The sequence below is a fragment of the Streptomyces sp. NPDC032091 genome, assembly GCF_055580265.1.
Genome location: NZ_JBVILR010000022.1, coordinates 119,306 through 139,157, shown reverse-complemented (window position 1 = coordinate 139,157; position 19,852 = coordinate 119,306). Strand labels below are relative to the sequence as shown.

The 19,852-nt window shown below is 72.4% G+C and carries 15 protein-coding genes; 9 read left to right on the top strand and 6 right to left on the bottom strand.

Annotated elements, in window-relative coordinates; genetic code table 11:
• Positions 1–34 precede the first annotated feature (34 nt).
• Complete coding sequence (locus tag ACZ5NJ_RS29885; RefSeq protein ID WP_468768819.1) at positions 35–1,246, bottom strand: L,D-transpeptidase; 1,212 nt, start codon at positions 1,244–1,246, stop codon at positions 35–37.
• 279 nt (positions 1,247–1,525) lie between these two features.
• On the opposite strand from ACZ5NJ_RS29885, the gene glgX reads away from it, so the two are divergent.
• Together glgX and ACZ5NJ_RS29875 are read left to right on the top strand one after the other, a co-directional pair.
• Positions 1,526–3,730 carry a glycogen debranching protein GlgX gene (gene glgX / locus ACZ5NJ_RS29880; RefSeq protein ID WP_468768854.1) on the top strand — a complete coding sequence of 735 codons (2,205 nt, stop codon included), beginning with the start codon at positions 1,526–1,528 and terminating at the stop codon, positions 3,728–3,730.
• Positions 3,731–3,885: 155 nt separating this feature from the next.
• Positions 3,886–4,608, top strand: a complete 723-nt coding sequence (locus ACZ5NJ_RS29875; protein WP_468768817.1) for a CDP-alcohol phosphatidyltransferase family protein — start codon at positions 3,886–3,888, stop codon at positions 4,606–4,608.
• On the opposite strand, the gene ACZ5NJ_RS29870 is transcribed toward ACZ5NJ_RS29875, so the two are convergent.
• Positions 4,589–5,110, bottom strand: a complete 522-nt coding sequence (locus ACZ5NJ_RS29870; protein ID WP_468768815.1) for an FAD synthase family protein — start codon at positions 5,108–5,110, stop codon at positions 4,589–4,591. The two genes, ACZ5NJ_RS29875 and ACZ5NJ_RS29870, sit on opposite strands and share 20 nt — an antisense overlap.
• 158 nt (positions 5,111–5,268) lie before the next feature.
• Between ACZ5NJ_RS29870 and ACZ5NJ_RS29865 the strand changes: the two genes are divergently transcribed.
• The 4 genes from ACZ5NJ_RS29865 (at position 5,269) to ACZ5NJ_RS29850 (ending at position 11,148) form a co-directional block, all read left to right on the top strand.
• Positions 5,269–6,474: a glycosyltransferase family 4 protein gene (locus ACZ5NJ_RS29865; RefSeq protein ID WP_468768853.1), complete on the top strand. Its 1,206-nt coding sequence runs from the start codon at positions 5,269–5,271 to the stop codon at positions 6,472–6,474.
• Positions 6,471–8,204, top strand: coding sequence for a lipopolysaccharide biosynthesis protein (locus ACZ5NJ_RS29860; RefSeq protein WP_468768814.1), 1,734 nt, complete (start codon positions 6,471–6,473; stop codon positions 8,202–8,204). The genes ACZ5NJ_RS29865 and ACZ5NJ_RS29860 overlap by 4 nt, the downstream gene beginning before the upstream one ends.
• A complete protein-coding gene (locus ACZ5NJ_RS29855; RefSeq protein WP_468768813.1) occupies positions 8,201–9,430 on the top strand; it encodes an MATE family efflux transporter in 1,230 nt (409 codons plus the stop codon). The genes ACZ5NJ_RS29860 and ACZ5NJ_RS29855 overlap by 4 nt, the downstream gene beginning before the upstream one ends.
• A 1,130-nt stretch (positions 9,431–10,560) precedes the next feature.
• Positions 10,561–11,148, top strand: coding sequence for a pyridoxamine 5'-phosphate oxidase family protein (locus ACZ5NJ_RS29850; protein WP_468768812.1), 588 nt, complete (start codon positions 10,561–10,563; stop codon positions 11,146–11,148).
• A gap of 28 nt (positions 11,149–11,176) precedes the next feature.
• On the opposite strand, the gene ACZ5NJ_RS29845 is transcribed toward ACZ5NJ_RS29850, so the two are convergent.
• Positions 11,177–12,661, bottom strand: a complete 1,485-nt coding sequence (locus ACZ5NJ_RS29845) for a hypothetical protein (protein ID WP_468768810.1) — start codon at positions 12,659–12,661, stop codon at positions 11,177–11,179.
• 120 nt (positions 12,662–12,781) lie between these two features.
• Between ACZ5NJ_RS29845 and ACZ5NJ_RS29840 the strand changes: the two genes are divergently transcribed.
• Positions 12,782–13,321, top strand: a complete 540-nt coding sequence (locus ACZ5NJ_RS29840) for a WcaF family extracellular polysaccharide biosynthesis acetyltransferase (RefSeq protein ID WP_468768808.1) — start codon at positions 12,782–12,784, stop codon at positions 13,319–13,321.
• Positions 13,318–14,436: a glycosyltransferase gene (locus ACZ5NJ_RS29835; protein ID WP_468768807.1), complete on the top strand. Its 1,119-nt coding sequence runs from the start codon at positions 13,318–13,320 to the stop codon at positions 14,434–14,436. The genes ACZ5NJ_RS29840 and ACZ5NJ_RS29835 overlap by 4 nt, the downstream gene beginning before the upstream one ends.
• A gap of 13 nt (positions 14,437–14,449) precedes the next feature.
• Here the strand turns inward: ACZ5NJ_RS29835 and ACZ5NJ_RS29830 are convergent, their stop codons facing one another.
• Together ACZ5NJ_RS29830 and ACZ5NJ_RS29825 are read right to left on the bottom strand one after the other, a co-directional pair.
• Positions 14,450–16,426 carry a S8 family serine peptidase gene (locus tag ACZ5NJ_RS29830; RefSeq protein WP_468768806.1) on the bottom strand — a complete coding sequence of 659 codons (1,977 nt, stop codon included), beginning with the start codon at positions 16,424–16,426 and terminating at the stop codon, positions 14,450–14,452.
• A gap of 140 nt (positions 16,427–16,566) precedes the next feature.
• Positions 16,567–18,174 (bottom strand): phospholipase A2, encoded by a 1,608-nt coding sequence (locus ACZ5NJ_RS29825; RefSeq protein ID WP_468768804.1) that lies wholly within the window; start codon positions 18,172–18,174, stop codon positions 16,567–16,569.
• Between the two features lie 225 nt (positions 18,175–18,399).
• Between ACZ5NJ_RS29825 and ACZ5NJ_RS29820 the strand changes: the two genes are divergently transcribed.
• Entirely contained in the window at positions 18,400–19,026 is a 627-nt protein-coding gene (locus tag ACZ5NJ_RS29820) for a hypothetical protein (RefSeq protein ID WP_468768803.1), read from the top strand.
• A gap of 69 nt (positions 19,027–19,095) precedes the next feature.
• Here ACZ5NJ_RS29820 and ACZ5NJ_RS29815 read toward each other — a convergent pair whose 3' ends face one another.
• Complete coding sequence (locus ACZ5NJ_RS29815) at positions 19,096–19,782, bottom strand: hypothetical protein (RefSeq protein ID WP_468768802.1); 687 nt, start codon at positions 19,780–19,782, stop codon at positions 19,096–19,098.
• Positions 19,783–19,852: the final 70 nt, after the last annotated feature.

Sequence of the window (19,852 nt, the reverse complement as noted above, 5' to 3'; positions counted from 1 at the left end):
TTCCGGTCTGACGATCACTCGATTGCAGCGCGGGTCAGCCGACGGCGGACCCCGCGACCCAGTCGGCCCAGGACATGTTCCAGCCGCCCAGTCCGTTGTTCGGGGCCACGGTCTTGTCCTGGGAGTTCACCACCTCCACCACGTCCCCGATCAGGGTCCGGTCGAAGAACCAGCCCGCCGGGGTGTCCGAGCCGCCGCCCTTGTCGTCGCGCAGGCCCACGCAGCCGTGGCTGGTGTTGGTGGTGCCGAAGGTGTCGGGGGCGGCCCAGTAGTTGCCGTGCAGGAAGGTGCCGGAGGCGGTGAGCCTGATGGCGTGGGGGACGTCGGGGATGTCGTACTCGCCCTTGCCGTCCTCGCTGGTGAAGCCGACGGTGGCCCCGTTCATCCGGGTGACGTCGAACATCTCCATCACCACCATCTTGCCGTTGTAGGTGGTGTTCTTCGGCGCCCCGGCGCTGATGGGGATGGTGGACAGCAGCTCGCCGCCGCGCCGGACCTCCATGGTGTGCGCGGCCGCGTCGACCGTGGAGACCTGGGAGCGGCCGATGGTGAACCTGATGGTCTTGTCCTGGATCCCGTACGCCCCCGGCGCGCCCTCGACGTCACGGAGTTTCATCTTCACGGTGACCTGGGTGCCGGCCTTCCAGTACTCCTTGGGCCGGAAGTCCAGGCGCTCGGATCCGAACCAGTGGCCGACGACGGGCACGGCCGGTTCGGAGGTGACGGTGATGGCCCGCTGGACTTCGGCGCGGTTCTTGACGGCCCTGCTGAAGTTGAAGGAGACGATCATGCCGGTGCCGACGGTGGAGCGGTTCTCGGGCTTGAAGTAGCCGATGAACCGCTCCTCGGGGACGTAGGTGGTGAAGGTGGTGTGGCGGGCCTGGCGCCGGTTGTGCCCGTCGAGGGCGACGGCGTCGACGGTGTACTTGGCGGCGAGCGCGAGCCGCCCGGCCTCCGGGTCGGGGCTCCAGCTGAGCCCGTCGGCGGCGATGGACCCGGGGACCTGCTCCTGCTGCGCGTCCTCCACCTTGGTGACGACCACCCGCTCCAGCCGGCCCTCGGGGACGGCGACCCGCAGCGGGCCATCGGCGGGGACCCCCTTGGCGTTGTCGTCGGGGGTGATGCGGATGGCCTCGTCGGGCGAGCGGGGTTTGCCGGGCAGCTGCACCTCGACCGGGGAGGTGCCGTCCCCGGTGCAGCCGGTGAGCCCGCCCAGCAGTCCCGCCCACACCGCCACGGCGGCCATCCCCGCCCCTGCCCGCCTCGTCAGAAGTGTCACGCCCCGTCCAACGACGGGGGCCCTCCGGGGGAAACGTGAGGGCCGGACACGTTCCGGGTACGGCAGTCAGGGCAGAACAGTGTGAAGGACCAGACGGGGGCGGGCCCTGGCCGGGACGCCGGGCCGCTCTCCCCCGCCGGTACCCAGGAGCCGTGGAGGCGGGCAGTGTCGAGCGCAGCCGAGCAAGAGGCGGTGGATACCGCCGCCAGCGATACCACCGAGGCCGCCCCGCGGGGCGGTCCCGACATGGACGCCGTACGGGAGCGGGTCCAGGCCCGCGTGTTACGGGCGGCCGCGCACCCGGGGCCGCCGGTGTGGCCCGGGTCCTCGCACCCGCTGGGAGCCCGCTTCCACGTGGGCCCGGGCGGGGTCGCGGGCACGAACTTCGCGCTGTGGGCGCCCGGCGCGGAGGCGGTGGAGCTGTGCCTGTTCGACGCCCTGGGCACGGAGACCCGCTGCACCCTGGCCGAGCTGACGCACGAGATCTGGCACGGGTTCCTGCCCGGCGTGCGGCCCGGGCAGCGGTACGGGTTCCGGGTGCACGGGCGCTGGGACCCCTGGACGGGGGCCCGGTACAACCCGGCGAAGCTGCTGCTGGACCCGTACGCGCGCGCCGTGGACGGGGACTTCTCGCTGCCCCCGGAGGTGTACGGGCACGTCCGGGACTGGCCGCAGCAGTACATCGCGGACACCGTGCGCGACGACCGGGACTCGGCGCCGTTCGTCCCGAAGGGGGTCGTCGTCCACGATGACGACGACTGGGCGGACGACGTCCGGCCGAAGACGCCCTGGGCCGATTCGGTGATCTACGAGCTGCACGTGCGCGGGTTCACCATGCGCCATCCGGGTGTTCCGCCGGAGCTCCGCGGCACCTACGCGGGGCTGGCGCACCCGGCGGCGGTGGAGCACCTGGTGCGGCTGGGGGTGACGGCGGTGGAGCTGCTGCCGGTGCACCAGTTCGCGCACGAGGACCACCTGCTGCGGCGGGGGCTGCGCAACTACTGGGGCTACAACTCGGTCGGCTACTTCGCCCCGCACGCCGGGTACTCCGCCAGCGGGACGGCGGGGCAGCAGGTGGGCGAGTTCAAGCGGATGGTGCGGGCGCTGCACGCGGCCGGGATCGAGGTCATCCTCGACGTGGTCTACAACCACACGGCGGAGGCCGGGGAGCTGGGCCCGACGCTGTCGCTGCGCGGCGTGGACAACCGGGGCTACTACCGGCTCCAGTCCGACCAGCGCCGCTACGCCGACTACACGGGCTGCGGGAACACCCTGCACGCCGGCCGGCCGCACGTGCTGCGGCTGATCACCGACTCGCTGCGCTACTGGGTCACGGAGATGGGAGTGGACGGCTTCCGCTTCGACCTGGCGGCGGCGCTGGCCCGCTCCATGCACGACGTGGACATGCTCTCCCCGTTCCTCGCGGTGATCGCCCAGGACCCGGTGCTGCGGCGGGTGAAGCTGATCGCGGAGCCGTGGGACGTGGGCTCGGGCGGCTACCAGGTCGGGGCGTTCCCGCCGCTGTGGACCGAATGGAACGACCGCTACCGGGACGCCGTCCGGGACTTCTGGCGGGGCGCGCTGCCGGACGTGCGGGACCTCGGGTACCGGCTCTCGGGGTCGAGCGACCTGTACGCGTGGGGCGGGCGGCGGCCATACGCCTCGGTGAACTTCGTGACGGCGCACGACGGCTTCACCCTGCGGGACCTGGTGTCGTACGAGCGCAAGCACAACGAGGCGAACGGCGAGGCCAACCGGGACGGGACCAACGACAACCGGTCGTGGAACTGCGGCGCCGAGGGCGAGACGGACGACGGGCGGATCGCCGCGCTGCGGCGGCGGCAGCTGCGCAACCTGCTGACCACGCTGCTGCTGTCGACGGGCGTGCCGATGCTGGTGGCGGGGGACGAGTTCGGGCGGACCCAGGGCGGCAACAACAACGCGTACTGCCAGGACAACGAGACGGGGTGGGTGGACTGGTCGCTGCTGGAGGATCCGGCGTGGAGCGGGCTGTTCGCACTGGTCCGGCGGCTGGTCGCGCTGCGCCGGGCCCATCCGGTGCTGCGCCGGCGGGCGTTCTTCTCGGGGCGGGCGCAGGGCTCGGACGGGCTGCGGGACCTGGCCTGGTTCACCCCGGCGGGGGACGAGATGACGGAGCGGGACTGGTACGCGCCGGCGGCCGCGGTGGGGCTGTACCTGTCGGGCCGGGACATCCCCGGGCGGGACGAGCGGGGACGGCAGGTGACGGACGAGAGCTTCCTGGCGCTGCTGCACTCCGGGGACCGGCCGGTGGAGTGGGTGCTGCCGGGTCCGCCGTGGGCCGGGGAGTACGAGCTCGTCCTGGACACCTCGCGGGAGGAGCAGGAGAGCGCCCCGGGCACGCGGTACCGGGGCGGGCAGCCGCTGACGGTGCCGGCGCGGTCGGTGCTGCTGCTGCGGGTGGCGGGCTGAGGGAGGTGCGTCCGCCCAGCCTGTTCGCGCAGCCCGTTCGCGCAGCCCGTTCGCGCAGCCCGTTCGCGCAGCCCGTTCGCGCAGCCCGTTCGCCCTGCGATGATGTGCCCTTTCGGTGAACATACGCACACACGGGCACACGAACGGGAGTACGCATGTCGAGGGTGGGGACGGCGCTGCGGGAGCTGCGCGGGGCGCAGAAGTCGGCGAAGGGCGTGTCGCTCTACTCCCGGTTCGTCAACCGGCCCGCCGGACGGTACCTGGCCGCCGGCTCCTACGCGCTGGGGCTGACCCCGAACCAGGTGACGCTGGTCAGCGCCGGGTTCAGCTTCGCCGCCGTGGCCGCGGTCGCGCTGGCCGCGCCCTCGTGGGGGCTGGGGGTGGCCGTGTGGGCCGCGCTCGCCGTCGGCTTCGCCTTCGACTCCGCCGACGGTCAGCTGGCCCGGCTGCGCGGGGGCGGCAGCGCGGCGGGCGAGTGGCTGGACCACGTCGTGGACGCCGCCAAGCTGACCGCGCTCCACTCCTGCGTGCTCATCGCCTTCTTCCGCTTCCCCGACGCGTACGGCACGGCGGCGGACGGCTGGCTGCTGGTGCCGCTGGTGTTCCAGTTCGCCGCCGTGGTGACCCTCTTCGGCGGGCTGCTCACCGAGAAGCTCAAGCCGAAGGCGGCCCCGGGGAGCCCCGCCGCGGCACCGTCGACCCTGCGCGCGGTGGCGCTGCTGCCCGTGGACTACGGCGTGTTCTGCCTGGTGTTCCTGCTGCTGGGCGGCGGGGCGCTGTTCCGCTGGGCGTACGCGGGGCTGGGCGCGGTCGCCGTGCTGTTCCTGCTGGCGTTCCTGGCGAAGTGGTTCCGGGAGCTCAGCGCCGTTCGGCGGTGAGGGGCTCGGCCAGCGGCTGGTGCAGGGGCACGGGCTGCGGCTGGGCGAGGGCGTCCAGGGCCCGGCGCAGCTGGGTGCTGGAGGTGTGCACCGTGTAGGGGAAGTAGACGACGTCGACCCCGTGGGCGGCGAAGTCCCGCTCCAGCTTCTCCCCCTTGGGGGTGCCCCGCCAGTCGTCGCCCTTGAAGATGACGTCGAAGCGGACCTGCCGCCAGGTCTCCACCTTGTCCGGGACCGTCTCGACGAAGGCCGCGTCCACGTACTTGACGCTGCGGACGATCTCCAGCCGCTCGACGAGCGGGATCATCGGGCGTCGGCCCTTGGCCAGTTCGGCCATCTCGTCCGAGACCACGCCGGCCACCAGGTAGTCGCACTGGCTGCGGGCGTGGCGCAGGATGTTGAGGTGGCCTATGTGGAACAGGTCGTAGGCACCGGGGGCGTAGCCGACCCGGTACGGCCGGCGCGCGGACGGCGCGGCATCGGACATGTGGTGCTCCGTCATCAGTTACCCCCCACGGGCCGCACCCCCCGGTGCGGCGCAATCAGCAGACAATAGCGCGCACGTTCCACCGCCCGACGGTGAACGCATAGGGTGACGTGCGCATCATCCAGGGGAGAAGGGGACGTTCAGTGTCCACATCCGGCCACCGGCGGCTGTTGCTGGTTTCCACCAACTACGCCCCCGAGCACGCGGGCATAGGCCCGTACGCCACCCAGATAGCCGAGCACTGGGCGGGTGCCGGTCATGACACCCACGTCCTGGCGGGCATGCCGCACTACCCGGCCTGGTCCCTCGAACCCGAGTACAAGGGGGCGCTGCGGCGCACGGAGCGGCGCGCGGGGGTCACCGTGCACCGGCGCGCGCACACCGTCCCGGCGCAGCAGACCGCCGTGAAGCGGGCCCTGTTCGAAGGATCGATTCTGCTGCACGGTGCCGTCGCCCCGCCCCGGATGCCGCGCCCGCACGCGGTGATGGCCCAGATGCCCAGCCTGGCCGGCGGCGTGCTCGCCGCGCGGCTCGCCGCCCGCTGGAAGGTCCCCTTCGTCCCGGTGGTCCAGGACCTGATGGGGGCCGCGGCCGCGCAGAGCGGGATCAGCGGCGGCGACAAGGCGGCCGCGCTGGCCGGGCGGGCGGAGGCGTACGCCCTGAAGCGGGCCACTCTGGTCGGCGTCATCCACGAGACGTTCGTGGACCGGGTCGTCGGCATGGGCGTGGACCCGAAGCGGATCCGCGTGGTGCCCAACTGGTCGCACGTGCCCGTGCCCAGCAAGCCGCGCGGCGAGACCAGGCGGCACCTGGGCTGGGCGCCGGACCAGACCGTGGTCCTGCACTCCGGGAACATGGGCCTCAAGCAGGGCCTCGAAGTCCTCGTCGGCGCCGCCCGCCTCGACCCCCGCGTCCGCTTCGTGCTGATGGGCGACGGAAGCCGGCGCGCGGCCCTGGCCGCCCTCGCCTCCGACGTCCCCAACCTCGACATCATCCCCCCTGCCGGCGACGGAGAGTTCCCGGATATCCTCGCCGCGGCGGACGTGCTCGCGGTCACGCAGCACGCGGCCGTGCTCGACATGAGCGTGCCGTCCAAGCTCACCTCCTACTTCCAGGCCGGCCGGCCCGTCGTCGCCTCCGTCGCGGCACAGGGCGGGACCGCCCAGGAGGTGGAACGTTCGGGCGCGGGGGTGCTCGTACCGCCGGAGGACCCCGAGGCCCTGCTGGGGGCCGTCCGGGCCCTGGCCGAGGACCCCGCGCGCGCGGACGCGCTGGGCGCGGCCGGACCCGTCCACGTGGCGGCCCAACTGAGCCGCGAAGCGGGCCTGGCCCGCATCGACGCACTGATCGACGAAGCACTTGGGGGTCCCCAGTCGTGACCGAGACGAACCGCCCGGCAGCGGCCCCGCCCGAGGACGAACCGGACCTCCTCAGGGACCAGTTCAAGCAGCTCCTGCGCTACCGCCGGCTCCTCGGCGCCGGCCTGGCCGTAGGCCTGCTGGGCGGCGTCTACCTCGGCGTCTCCACCGCCGACACCTACGTGTCCGTCGCGGACGTGGTGCTGCGCGCCCCCACCGACGACCCGTTCAACCCGAGCCTGGCGCCCGACAAGGCGATCAACATCGGCTCCGAGCGGCAGGTCGCCCTCTCCAGCTCCATAGCCGAGCAGGCGGCGAAGAAGCTCGGGCTCCCCGCCAAGGACGCGACCGCACTGCGCGGCGGCCTCCAGGTGACCAACCCGCCGCAGACGATGGTCCTCCGCTTCACCTACACCTCCGCCTCCCCCAAGGAGGCCGCCAAGCGGGCCAACGCCATGGCCGACGCCTACCTGTTCAAGCGGCAGGAAGCCCTCGACGTCACCCGCGACAAGATGGTCAAGGGGTACGAGGACCAGCGCGACCCGGTCGCCAAGCAGCTCGACGACCTGGCCAAGCAGGTCAACAGCATGCCGGCGGGCGCGGCCCGTGACGCCGCGTTGGGCTCGAAGACCGACCTCCAGAGCAAGGTCAACACCCTCAACAACAACATCACCAAGCTCCAGGCCCTGGACATGACCCCGGGCCGGATCACCAGCCCGGCGGCCCCGCCCACCGCCCCCGACGGCCCGGGCATCCCCATGTCGCTCGCGCTCGGCGCGGCCACCGGCCTGGCCCTCGGCCTGCTCGCCGCCTGGGTGCGGCTGGTCTTCGACCCGGCGCCGCGCTCCGAGGGCGACGTGGCCCGGGCCCTGCGCGCACCCGTCCTCGGCTCCCTGCCCCGGGACAAGACGGGCGGCGGCCCGCTCCTCGCGGCCGGCGAGGCCGATCCGCGCCTCGCCGAGGAGTACCGCTCGGTGGCCTTCCGGCTGGCCTACGACTCCCGCTTCGCCGACCGGCGCCGGCTGCTGGTCGTCGCCCCGCGCGGCAGCAGCGAGACGGCCGCCGCGGTGGCCGTGAACCTGGCCGCGTCCTTCGCCGAGACCGGCAAGGACGTGCTGCTCATCGAAGCCGACCTGCGCACGCCGGTGCTGGCCAGCCAGCTGCCGACGGACGGCGCCGGGCGGCCGCGCTGGAGCCAGATGCCGGGCGGCACGGGCGGCGCGGGCCTGCTCGGCGGCGGCCTCGGCGGCGGAACCGGGGAGTCCGACTGGCCGGACGGGCGCCAGCTGGTGGTGGACGCCGGGGAGTCGGGCGCCTTCGACCTGATCCCGGGCGACCGCGTGCGCAACGTGGCCCGCGCCCTGACCTCCCCGCGCGCGACCCGGCTGATCTCCGAGGCCGACTCCCCCAACTCCACCGTCGTCGTGCTCGCCCCGCCGGTGCTCTCGTACGCCGACGCGCTCGCCCTCGTCGACCGCGTCGACGGGGTCCTCGTCGTCTGCGACCCGCGCGCGGTGCACCGCAGCGACCTGGCCCGGATCCGCGAGCTGATCAGCGGGGCCGGCGGGACCGTGCTGGGCGCGGTGCTGCACTCCCCGCTGCCGGGCCAGAAGTCGAAGCGGGACACCTCCTCCACCGCCGCTCCGGCGTCCACGCCGCAGGCGCCCGCCGCCGACACGGCCGACGGACGGCTTCCGGGTGACGGCGGCGACACCGTGGCCCTGCGCACGGTCCGCACGGGCCGGCGGTGAGCCGGCGGGGCCTCGCCGCCGTCGCCTCGGTCCTGGACCAGGCCGCCTCCAGCGCCACCAACATCCTGGTGCTGGTCCTGGCCGCCCGGCTGTCCTCGGCGTCGGGCTTCGCCGACTTCTCGATGGTGTACGTGGCCTTCACCGTGCTCCTCGGACTGAACATGGCCTACGTCGGGCAGACCGTGGTGCTGGAGAAGGAGGCGGGCGGACGGCTGGGGGCGGTGTGCCGCTCGTCGGTGCTGTTCACCGCCGGGGCGGCGGGCGCGGCCGGGCTGCTGCTCGCGGTCGCGGCCCTGGTCGTCCCCGGGAACGCCGGGTGGGCCTTCCTCGCGCTGGGCGCCGTCCTGCCGCTGGTCCTCGTCCAGGACGGCCTGCGGTACTGCTTCTCCGCCCTGCGGGTGCCCGAGCGGGCGCTGGCCGCGGACGCGCTGCGGCTGGTGTGCGTGGTCGCGGCGCTGGCGGTGCAGCCGCACGGGGCTTCGGCGGGACGGCTGGTGCTGGTGTGGGGGCTGTCCGCGCTGCCCGCGCTGGGGCTCGGCCTGTGGCTGCTGCGCCCGTACGTCCGCGGCGCCCGCGCGGACATACGGCCGTACCTGCGGCGCGGACACCTCGGGCAGCGGTTCGTGGTCGAGTTCGCCGTCGGCAACGGCTCCAGCCAGCTCGCGGTGCTCGGGCTGGGCGCCTTCGCGACCCCGCTGGCGGTGGGCGCGCTGCGCGGGGCGACGACCCTGTTCGGGCCGCTGAACGTGCTGTTCAACTCGGCCAACGCCTTCGGCCCGCCCCTCCTGGGCCGGGCGTCCGGCAAGCGGGGCGTGGTCCGGCTGACCGCCCTGCTGGGCGCCGCCCTCGCGGTCCTCGGCGCCGGCTGGGCGGCGGTCCTGTACGCCCTGCCGGACGGGCTGGGCCGACGCCTGCTGGGCGACACCTGGTCGGCGGCCTCCGCCCTGCTGCCCGCGACGGGCGCCCAGTACGCGGTGATGGGCCTGGGGACGTGCGCGCTGCTGACCCTGCGGGTGCTGAACCCCAAGGCCACCCTCTCCCTCCAGGTGGTCTTCTCCCTCCTGTCGGTGGCCCTGCTCCTGGGCGGCTACGCCGCCTGGGGCGTCACGGGCGCCGCCTGGGGCCTGGCGGCGGGCTCGGCGGCCAAGGCGACGGCGGGGTGGCTGCGGGTGGGGCGCCTCCAGCTCCCGGCGGAGAGGCCGGGGGAGGTCACGGCGTCGGCTTGAGGCGGGGGGTGGGGGCCGGCGGCGGACCCCGCTGGACGGCACCGAACAGCTAACCGGCACCGGGGAGGGCGGGGCCTCAGCCGGGCGGTCTCATGGACCGGTTGGGGCTTTCCCGTCAGTCTCATCGTCCTTCCGCGTCGGGCCGGCCTGTCAAGGGCGCTCCTTCGTCGCGTCGCTACGCGATCGCCTGCGGCGACCCTTGACAGACCGTCCCGCCACGGAAAAACGAAGACTGCCGGGAAACCCCCAAAGAAACGGGACGGATGTACATGAGACATCCGGCCGGATCAGGGACCCTCCGGGGTCGTCGGGGGCCGGCAGACATCCATCCGGCCCCGTCGTGAGGGCAATCGGGGACGACGTACGCGTCAGATCGCTACGCGCTCCTCCCGGCTTAGCGTCCGGCGGCCGCCTGGGCTCGCTGCCTGCACCAAAGGACGACGGGATCGTCATCCGGGGCCGTGGGCGCCCCAGATCGCTACGCGCTCCTCATTCCTCAGCGTCCGGCGGCCGTCTTGGCTCTCTGACCGCACCAGACGACGAGTGGCAGGGCATCCCAGCCCACGACCACCCCTGGACGCCGAGAAAAGAGGAGCGCGTAGCGATCTGGGGCGCCGGGGAGCCCGAATGTCGTCCTGATCGTCCTCTCCTGCATGCAGCGAGCCCAGACGGGCGGCGGACGCCGAGACGGGAGGAGCGCGTAGCGATCTGATGCGGAGGGCGGCCCCGGATGTCACTCATGTCGGCCCGGATGCCCGGTGTGGCGGCCCCCGACGACCCCGAAGGGTCGCTGAGTCCGCCGCATGTCCTATGAACATCCGTCCCGTTCCTTTGGGGGTTTCCCGGCAGTCTTCGTTTTTCCGTGGCGGGACGGTCTGTCAAGGGTGGCCGAAGGCCATCGCGCAGCGACGCGACGAAGGAGCGCCCTTGACAGGCCGGCCCGACACGGAAGGACGATGAGACTGACGGGAAAGCCCCAACCCCTCCCTGAGACCGCCCGACTGCGACCCCGTCACTGCCCGGTCCCGGGCAGCTGCTCCGGCACCGCTCGGCGGGCTACCGCCCCCTGGCCCTCGAACCAGAGGGGGGTCGTTAGACAGGCGAAAGGTTTCCTTACATAATACTTAGACATGGGAAAGACTTACGAACGTATCGATGGCCGGCTGCGCGAGTTCATAGAGCGGCAGCCCGTGTTTTTCACCGCGACCGCGCCCCTCACCGGTGACGGCACCGTCAATCTCTCGCCCAAGGGGCTCTCCGGGTCCTTCGCGGTGCTCGACGAGCAGCGGATCGCCTACCTCGACTTCGCCGGCAGCACGGCCGAGACCATCGCGCACCTGCGGGAGAACGGCCGGATCACGGTGATGTGGTGCGCCTTCCAGGGGCCGCCCAACATCGTCCGGGTGCACGGCCGGGGCGAGCCCGTGTTCCGGGACGATCCGCGTTTCAAGGAACTGCTCGCGCACTTCCCCGACATCGACCCGACGCTGCACGGACTGCGCGCGATCATCGTCGTGACGGCCGAACTCGTGCGGGACTCCTGCGGTTACGGGGTGCCCTTCATGTCGTACGACGTGGACCGCGACCTGCACGGCAAGCGGTTCGCGCGCGAGGACGACGCCTCGCTGAGCGCCTACTTCGCCAAGAAGGAACACATCGCGCAGAGCATCGACGGCCTGCCCGGGCTGCCCCTCCCGCTGCCGCCCGGCGATTTCTGAGCGACGGCGTCAGCCAAGGCGCCCGCCCCTACCTCAGGGTGGTGTTCCTGTCCGTCCGGTACGTCGCCACCAGCGCGAGGCACATCGCGGCGATGGCCACGCGGCCCGAAGCCTGGAGGAGCGGGCCGCGCAGCAGGATGAACGAGTATCCGGCGACGAGCGGCACCACCACCGAGATCAGGCTGCCCGGCGGTGAGCGGCGGGTGGCGCGCTTGGCGTAGCGGCGGTCGACGCGGGCGGCGGCGTAGCCGAGGGCGAGCAGGCCGGCGCCCATGCCGAGGGGGCCGAAGTCCAGCCACAGCTCGGCCCAGATCGGGGAGGAGAGGTTGGTGTTGACCGTGCCCATCCACTGGCCGACCATCACCCCCGTGTCGCGCGGCTTGCCGGGCCACGCCGAGCGGGGTACCGCGAAGAAGACGGAGCCGGCGAGCTGGCGGCCGTAGGAGTGGCCGGGACCGGAGTCGGCGAAGGTGATGGTGTTCGCGAACATGCCGATCTGGTCGTAGTCCTTGAGCGCCATCGGCTCCAGGAACGAGGTCGTCTCGACGGGCTTGTAGTTCTTCTCGTCGTAGCGGAAGCGGTCCGCGAAGGGGAAGACGAGGAGGGCGACGACCACGGCCATGGACAGGGCGACGCGGTACATGGCGGCGCTGACCGGGAAGAGCGTGAACAGCATCGCGAACATGACCGTCAGGAACCAGTAGCGCGGGTTCGAGATCGGGTTGTTGACGACGAGGTTGAGGGCGATGAGCGCCGCCCAGGTGACGATGACCGACACCTTGCGGCGGGCGTACGTCGAGGTGATCAGCCACCGCGTGTACAGCAGCATGGCGAGCAGCGCCGGCACGGTGCCGAAGCCGCGCAGCAGGGCCTGGCCGGCCTGGCCGTCGCCGTTGGAGACGCCCGCGTCCTGGATGCCGGCGATGATCTCCTGGCGGCTGGAGAAGAAGACGGCGGGGCCGCCGAGTTTGACGATGAACGCGGCGCTGCACACGAAGGCGACGGCGGTGAGGAGTTGGAGCCTGCGCCGGTGTGCCATGAGGGGGCGGGGTTCCTTCGTGGACCCGCCCGCGCGGCCCGCCGGCCGATGGCGGGCCAGGAGCACGCCGACGTCGAAGGCCGTGCAGCCGAGGAGCACCAGCCCGATGGCGAGGGTGAGGTCGGAGCGCGGGCCGACGACGGGGGTCGGGACCCGGCCCAGCACGGCCTGGGCGAGGGGCGCCACGCCCATCGCCATGTAGACGAAGAGCCAGAACGACCCCTGGAGCAGCTTGCGGCGGCTGGTCAGCACCATGGCGGAGAGGCGGGCGCCGGAGTACATGGTGAGGACCAGCTGGAGCCAGAACGCGGCGTCTTCCTGTCCGTCGCCGGACTGGGCGGCGACGAACACCGGCAGGAAGACGGTGAAGCCGAGCGCGAGCGGCACGGACAGGGCGCGGGAGAGCAGGGTGCGCGGGGTGGTGACCCGTCCCCATTGGGCCTCGTCCTCGGGCGGGGGCGGGGTCGCTCTCACATTGGGTGTGCGTATGTCCGTAGCCACCGTTGCCCCCACCCCATGTGCGTGATCCGCGCGCAGTCTAGTCTGAGCGTTCCGCGCCAGGGGAGGCGCGTGGGACGACGGGGGCGACGACCGGTGCGCAATCTTCCTGCCTTCACGCTGGCCGGATACGACAAGGGGCGGCGGCTGTTGGCGCAGGCCCTGTGGTTCGCGGTGATGAACACCCTGTTCATGTCGTGGTTCTGCCCGGCCCGGCTGCGCGTGGCGCTGCTGCGGGCGTTCGGGGCGGAGATCGGCGAGGGGGTGCTGATCCGGCACCGGGTGCGGGTGCTCTGGCCGTGGAAGCTGAAGGTCGGGGACCACACGTGGATCGGCGAGGGGGCCTGGCTGCTCAACCTGGAGCCGGTGACGATCGGTTCGCACGTGTGCCTGTCGCAGGAGTCGATGCTGTGCACCGGCTCGCACGACCACCGGGCCGCTGACTTCCGCTACCACAACGCCCCGATCACCGTCGAGGACGGCGCGTGGGTGGCCGTGCGGGCGACGGTGCTGGCGGGGGTGACGGTGGGCCGCTGCGCGGTCGCCGGAGCCGGTTCGGTGGTCCACAAGGACCTGCCCGCCCTGACCCTGCAGACCCAGGACGGCGGCCGCCGCCCGGTGGAGGAGCCCAAGTGAAGATCCTGCACGCCGTCACCCTCCACTCCCCCTCGCACGCCTTCGGCGGCCCGGTGCGGGTGGCCCTGAACCTGGCCAAGGGGCTGCGGGAGCGCGGTCACGAGGCCCGTCTGGTGGCCCTCGGCGAGGGGTTCGATCCCTGGCCGGCGTCGGTGGAGGGGGTTCCAGCGAAGCTGTTCCCGGCCCGCCGCCTCCTGCCGCTCGGGTTCAGCGGGATGACCTCGCCGGCCCTGCTGGCCTCGGCGTCGCGCCTGGTCCGGGACGCGGACGTGGTCCACGTCCATCTGGCCCGCGACCTGGTCACCCTCCCCCTCGCCCTGGCGGCCCTGCGCGCGGGCAGGCCGCTGGTCCTCCAGACCCACGGCATGGTGGACCCGAGCGAGAAGCTCCTCGCGAAGGTCCTGGACGCGGTCGCGGTACGCCGCCTGCTGCGCGGCGCGGACGCGGTCCTCCACCTGACCCCGCACGAGCGCACGGGCCTGGACGCGGTGGTCGGCACCCCGCCGCTCGCGCAGGCGGTCCGCCTGGTGAACGGCACCCCGTCCCAGGAGGAGCGCCCGCCCCTGAGCGGCCCGCCGCGCATCCTGTACTCGGCCCGCCTCCAGGCCCGCAAGCGCCCGGTGGACTTCGTGGACGCCGCCCCGGCGGTGCTGGCGGTCCACCCGGACGCGCAGTTCGTGGTGGCGGGCCCGGACGAGGGCGAACTGGCCGCCGTCCGGGCCCGCGTCACCGCGCTGGGCCTGACGGACCGCTTCACCGTCCCCGGCGCCCTCTCGGCCCCGGAGGTCCTGACAGAACTCCGCCGCGCCCACGTCTACGTCCTCCCGTCGGTGGACGAGCCCTTCCCCATGTCGGTCCTGGAGGCCCTGGCGGTGGGCGTCCCGACGGTGGTCACCCACTCCAACGGCCTGGCCCGCGACATCGCGGCCTCGGGCGCGGGCCTCGCGGTGGACCCGGGCCCGGAGGGCGTCTCGGAGGCGGTCCTGGCCCTCCTGGAGCCGTCGCGGAACGCGGCGGCGTCGGCAGCGGCCCGCGAACTGGCGGCGTCCTCCTTCTCGATGGACGCGGTCCTGGACACCCTGCTCGGGGTGTACGAGGACGCCGCCCGCTCGTGAGACGGCCGGGGCGCTAGAACACCAGGGCCCAGCCGTTGACCGTCCCGGTCGATCCCGTCACCACGTCACTCACGCGCAGCTTCCACGGGGCGTTCACCTCGGAGAGGCCGATCGTCACGGGGTACAGGGCCTTGAGGTCGCCACCGCGCTGTGCGATCTCGGACGGCTTGACCGGGTATTCCCTGCCGTCCGGGGCGATCAGGTCGAGCCTGACGTCGCCCCGCCACTCGTGGGTGAGGTCCACGTACACGTTCACCTCGGAGGGCGCGTACCCGACGAGTCCGGGAGCCGACACCGGCAGCTCGACGGAGCCACCGTCGGGGATCTGCGTCACGGTCCGGTTCTCCGGCACCGGGAAGGCGAGCGACCAGTTCCGCAGCGTGCCCGCGTTCCCGGCGACGCCGTCCTGGACCTTCAGGGTCCACGTGCCGTCCGCGGGAGAGGACGAGGCGTCCACTCCGTAGAACTGCTTGATGTCGCCCGGTCCCGTGCTGCCGACCCACAGCCGGTGGGCCTTGCCCGCCGGGTCGATCAGGTCGAGACGGAGGTCGTTGCGGCGCTGGTGGGTGAGGTCGACCCAGACCTGCAGGGCGCCCGAGGCCCGGTTGCCCACGCCGTTCACCACGATCGGGGACGTGACCTGGCCCAGGGCGGGAATGGCGTAGTCGGTGTCGTTCCCGACCTCGGCCGACCGCGGCCTGGCCGCCGGAGCGGGCTCCGGCTCGCCCGTCTCGAACGTCGTGGCGAGATCGATGCGCGGGGTGGTGGCCCCCGTGTAGGAGACCGGCTTGCCCTTCGACTTCAGCAGGGCGAGCAGGTTGTCCAGGCTCTCCTCCCCGTGTGCCTGGCGGAGCACGGCGATCGCGCCGGCGACGTGCGGGGCGGCCATGGAGGTGCCGTTCTTGGAGGCGTACTGCCCTCCCGGAACGGAGGAGACGATGCCGGAGCCCGGTGCGAAGACGTCCAGCAGCGGGCCGCGGTTGCTGAACGAGGACACCTGGTCGGCGTCCGTGGTCGATCCGACGGTGACGGCCGACGGGACGCAGCCGGGGGCGCTGACGGCGTTGGTGTAGCCGTTGTTCCCGGCCGCCACGACGGTGGCGACACCGGCGGCGTACAGGCCGTCGATCACCTTCTTGCGGACGTCGTTGGTGCACGCGCTGGAGTAGCGTCCCGATCCCAGGCTCAGGTTCGCGGCGGCGATCGGCATTCCGCCCTGCTTCAGCGCCAGGACCTTCTCCAGGGCGGCGAGCTGGGAGGAGGCGAAGCTGAGCACGCACGGTGAGCTCGGGCCGCAGAGTTCCGGCGAGTTGAACTTGGAGAACACTTGCATGGCGACGATGCCGGCACCGGGCGCGACGCCCTGCTTCGGGGCCCCGGCCACGTCCCGGCCGTTGCCGGCGGCTATGCCGGCGACGTGGGTGCCGTGGTCGCACCCGGCGATCACCGCGCAGGCCCCGGCCTCGGCGTCGGCCGCCCCCGGGCCTTCCTGTACCGCGCTGCCGTCGGGGCACAGGCTGGTGGCGCCGTAGGCGGGGTCGTTGACCGAGAAGCACGCTTCGGCGATCACCCGGTCCTTGAGGAAGGGGTGGTGGACGGCCACACCGGTGTCGAGGACCGCGATCGCCTGACCGGCGCCGTCGTATCCGCCAGCGGTGACCTTGTCCGCCTTGACGAGGGACGTGCTCTCGTCCAGCTCGGGCGGGACGGGGACGTCCTCGGTGACGGAGACGACCCCTTCCTGGGCGGCGAGTGCGTCCAGCCCCGCGCGGTCGACCCGCAGCGTCACGACCGGGAGCGTGCTCAGGGTCTGCAGCGTCTCACCGGCCGCGGCCGCCTGGTCGAGCTGGCCACGGGTCTCGGTGACGACGTTCACCCGGATCTTTCCGCTGTCGGCGACCTCGTCGTAGAGCGGCGGGTCGACCTTGGAGGTGATCTGGGTTCCGTCGGGTCCGTCCTGGGCGAGGGACGGCGCGGGTGCGAGCAACATGATCGTCGCAGCCACTGCCACGGCGGGCCATATCGGTCTCTTCATGTGTATCCATTTCGAATTCAGGGCACGGAAAGGCCGGATGGCACGCGGGTACCATCCGGCCGTCCCATTCGGGCGCTACTTGTCGGCAGGCGGGCTCAGCGCATGTTCTTGACGCCGTTGTACGGATTCCCCCACCGGTGCACCGCGTTCCAGTAGAGGCCGGCCCAGTTCCGGCACGCACCCTTGTTCCGGTACCCGTTGCAGTTCTTGTTCGCCGTCATGTTCCAGAACTCCCAGTCGACCGATGCCTTCTGGCTCCAGTCGAGGTAATACCAGTAGGACGTCCAGATGTTGCCGATGAGGCCGTATCCGTAGTCGTGGCTGTCACAGGCGGAGCGGAAGTCGTACCCTCCGGGTTGGTCGGGCGAGTCGGTGCAGTGGTCGTAGTAGATGCCGACCACGTAGCTGCCGTCCTTGAGCTGCTTCCAGCTCGGCGACCTCCAGCCGTAGTGAGCGGCCCACGCCACGCATCCGCCGACGGAGTAGTACATCCACCGGTAGGCGGTGTAGCACTGGCCCGGGTAGGCCTGGGACCGCTCCGGTCCTCCCGGCACGGTGAGTTCCGACGGCTTCGGCCCGGTCGCGTTCGGGTCGGAGACGCCCGCCGACCCCTGGAACGGCGCCTGTGCGGCGGGGCCCTGCGGTCCGTCCGGAACGGCGTCCGGGGAGGCGCCCTCGGCTGCGAAGTCGAGATCCCACGCGCCGTTGAGGCGGGAGTCGATGCTGTCGACGCGGCCGAGCCCGTCGTAGGTGTACGCGGCTTCCGGTTCGGGTCCGCGGGACGGGTCGGCGACCTCGCGGAGCTTTCCGGAGGCGTCGTAGGCGTAGCGGGCGACCGTCTGCGTGGTATCGCCCCTGGTCAGGGTGATCTCTTTCACCAGACCGTTGAAATCGCCGAGGTTCGAGCCGGCAGCCGTGGTCGCGTCCGCGTAGGACACCGCCAGTGCGTCGCTGACGCCTTCGGTGTCGGCGATGGTGGTCACCTTGGTGACGCGGCCCTTGGCGTCGTAACCGGCGGTGTTCGTACCGAAGGCCTTGCTGCCCGTACCCGTCACCCGCCACGTGTCCGCGCCGGTGAAGCCGTCAGGCTGCTGCCAGGTGAAGGTCGGCGCGAGGTCCGCGTTGGAGAGCGGATGGCCGGCGGCGTCTTTGAACCTGTCGTCACCGGACGCCACGGTGGACAGGTCACCGGCGACCGTCTCGGTGATGGTCGTGGTCAGGGCGCCCTTGGCACCGTCCCACTTCGTCGTCTCCGTGACCTTCGACCCGTTGGTGTCCTCATAGCTGTTGACCCCGCCCCCGCCGGGATACTCGATGCTGTCGGTCAACTCGTACCGGAACGATTCATTCACTGTCAGGTCGGTGACCACGACGGCCCCGTCCACCTGCTCCAGCTTGCGGTTGAGCTGGCCCCCGAGGAACTCGGCCTCCCAGCTCGCGCCGAACACGCCCATCTCGGGACGGGTTTCCGCCGCCGATTCGGGCCTGGCCGCCCCTCCGCCGCCCGGGGCGACGACGCTGTGCTTGCGGCCCATCAGACCGGCGGGCACATCGGACTCGATGACCTCGAAGGTCCGTGTTTCCGGGTGGTAGACACCCGGCCCCACCTGCTCCGCCTGAGCCCCGGACAGCGGCTGCTCGGGCAGCCCGTCGGCGGTGGCGATCTGCTGCGGCAGCAGCAGCGACAGGGAAAGCGCTGCCACGGCAGGCAGCGTCAATCTCCGCACAATTCCCCCCTCGAATTAACCACTTGGGTTGATCGAGTCGGGACATTAAGCGGGTCCGACGAGCCGCCACAACCACCATCCAAGAACTGAGATGGCGTCAAATTCCGCTACTGCCAAGTAGGTTGTGGCGCACGAATACCACCGAAAGACATGAGTACCCGTACTCATGCGCGGCCGGCCACCTCCCCCGAAACTGCCCCCATGACGCCGACCACTCTCGCGACCGGCGCCCTTCGGCGCGCCTGGTCGGGTATCGCCGCAACGGCGGTATGCGCGCTCGCCCTGGCCGCCTGCGGCACCGCGGGTGCCGGATCCCCTTCCAGCACGACCAGGGAAGAGCTGGCCTTCATGGAGATGCGGGCGGAAGTCGGCCGGGCCTGTGATCCGGGCACTCCGCCGGACGGCCCGGGCGCAGACGGCTCGCCCCGCGCTGAGGAGCCGCGCGCGGGCGCCGGCCCGGTACCGCTGCCGTCACTCGGCCCACCGCCGGCCCCGACCGGCGCGCCGCAGCCGGGTCCCACCGCCGAGACACGGCTGGGCCCGGTCGAGAGGTGCGAGGGGCGCCTGCACGCGCAACGCCTCACGAAGATCCTCGCGGGCAAGGAAGATCCTCGACAGGTGCGGAAAGCCCTCAACGGGGCCGGCTACCCCGACGGACGCATCCACGATCTGGGTCACCGCGGGGAGGCCACACGGTTCGTCCTGGACCTGCGGGTCATGGGCGGCGAGCTGTGCCTGTCGGGCTCGGCCACCGGGACGAAGACGGAGGTCGAGGCGTACGGCGCCGACGTGACGGTGGCCTGCACCGGCGTCGGCCGCAGCGGGTGAGAACCGCTCCGGCACACGAACGCCGCCGGACCCAGTGGGTGCGGCGGCGTTCGTCTACCGGAGCGGGGGTTACGCCGGGAGCCAGGCGTAGCAGTTCGTCGAGGTGAAGGTGGCTGCGCCCGCGGGGATCGTAGCCGTGGTCCTGTCGCCCGGCTTGGGCGGGGTTTCCGGGCCCGAGGCGAGGACCGCGCCGTCCTTGGACTTGGCTTCCCAGGTGCACGTGGTGGTCTGGGTGAGGGCGCGGTAGGTGCCCGGGGCCGGGTTGGTGCGGGCGCCGTCGGGGAAGCCCTTCTCCGCCGTGTCCAGGATCGGCTTCTGGTCGGGGCAGAGGTAGGCGATCGCGTCCTTGGCGCCGGTCAGCTCGCCCGAGATGATCGACGCGGCCGCGGCGTCCTTGTCGTGCTTGGCGGTGCGTTCCACCCGCTGGCAGGTTTCCTGGCCCGTCTGGAGGACGGCCGCCGGGTCGGTCTTCTCCGGGACGCGGCCGCTCAGGTACTGCTTCTCGTTCGCCTTGAAGCTGCCCGTCTTCGGGGTGAGCCGCGCGTCCGGGAGGACCGGGCCGGTCGGCTTGGCGTTCGGGTCCGGGGTGGCCGGGGGCGCGGTGGCGTCCGCCGGGTCGGGGGCCGGTGAGGCGGCCGGCGGCTTCGGCTTGGCCGCGGCGGCGTCGGCCTTGGTGTCGCCGGAGGAGCTGCATCCGGTGAGGGTGAGGGTGGCCAGGAGGAGGGCTGCGGACGCTGTCGCGGAGCGGAGGTGCATCGGGGGCTCCCGTGGGTGGGAAGGCGTACGGGGCCCGGCGGATGGTCGCGCCGGGCCCCGTGCGTCTCGG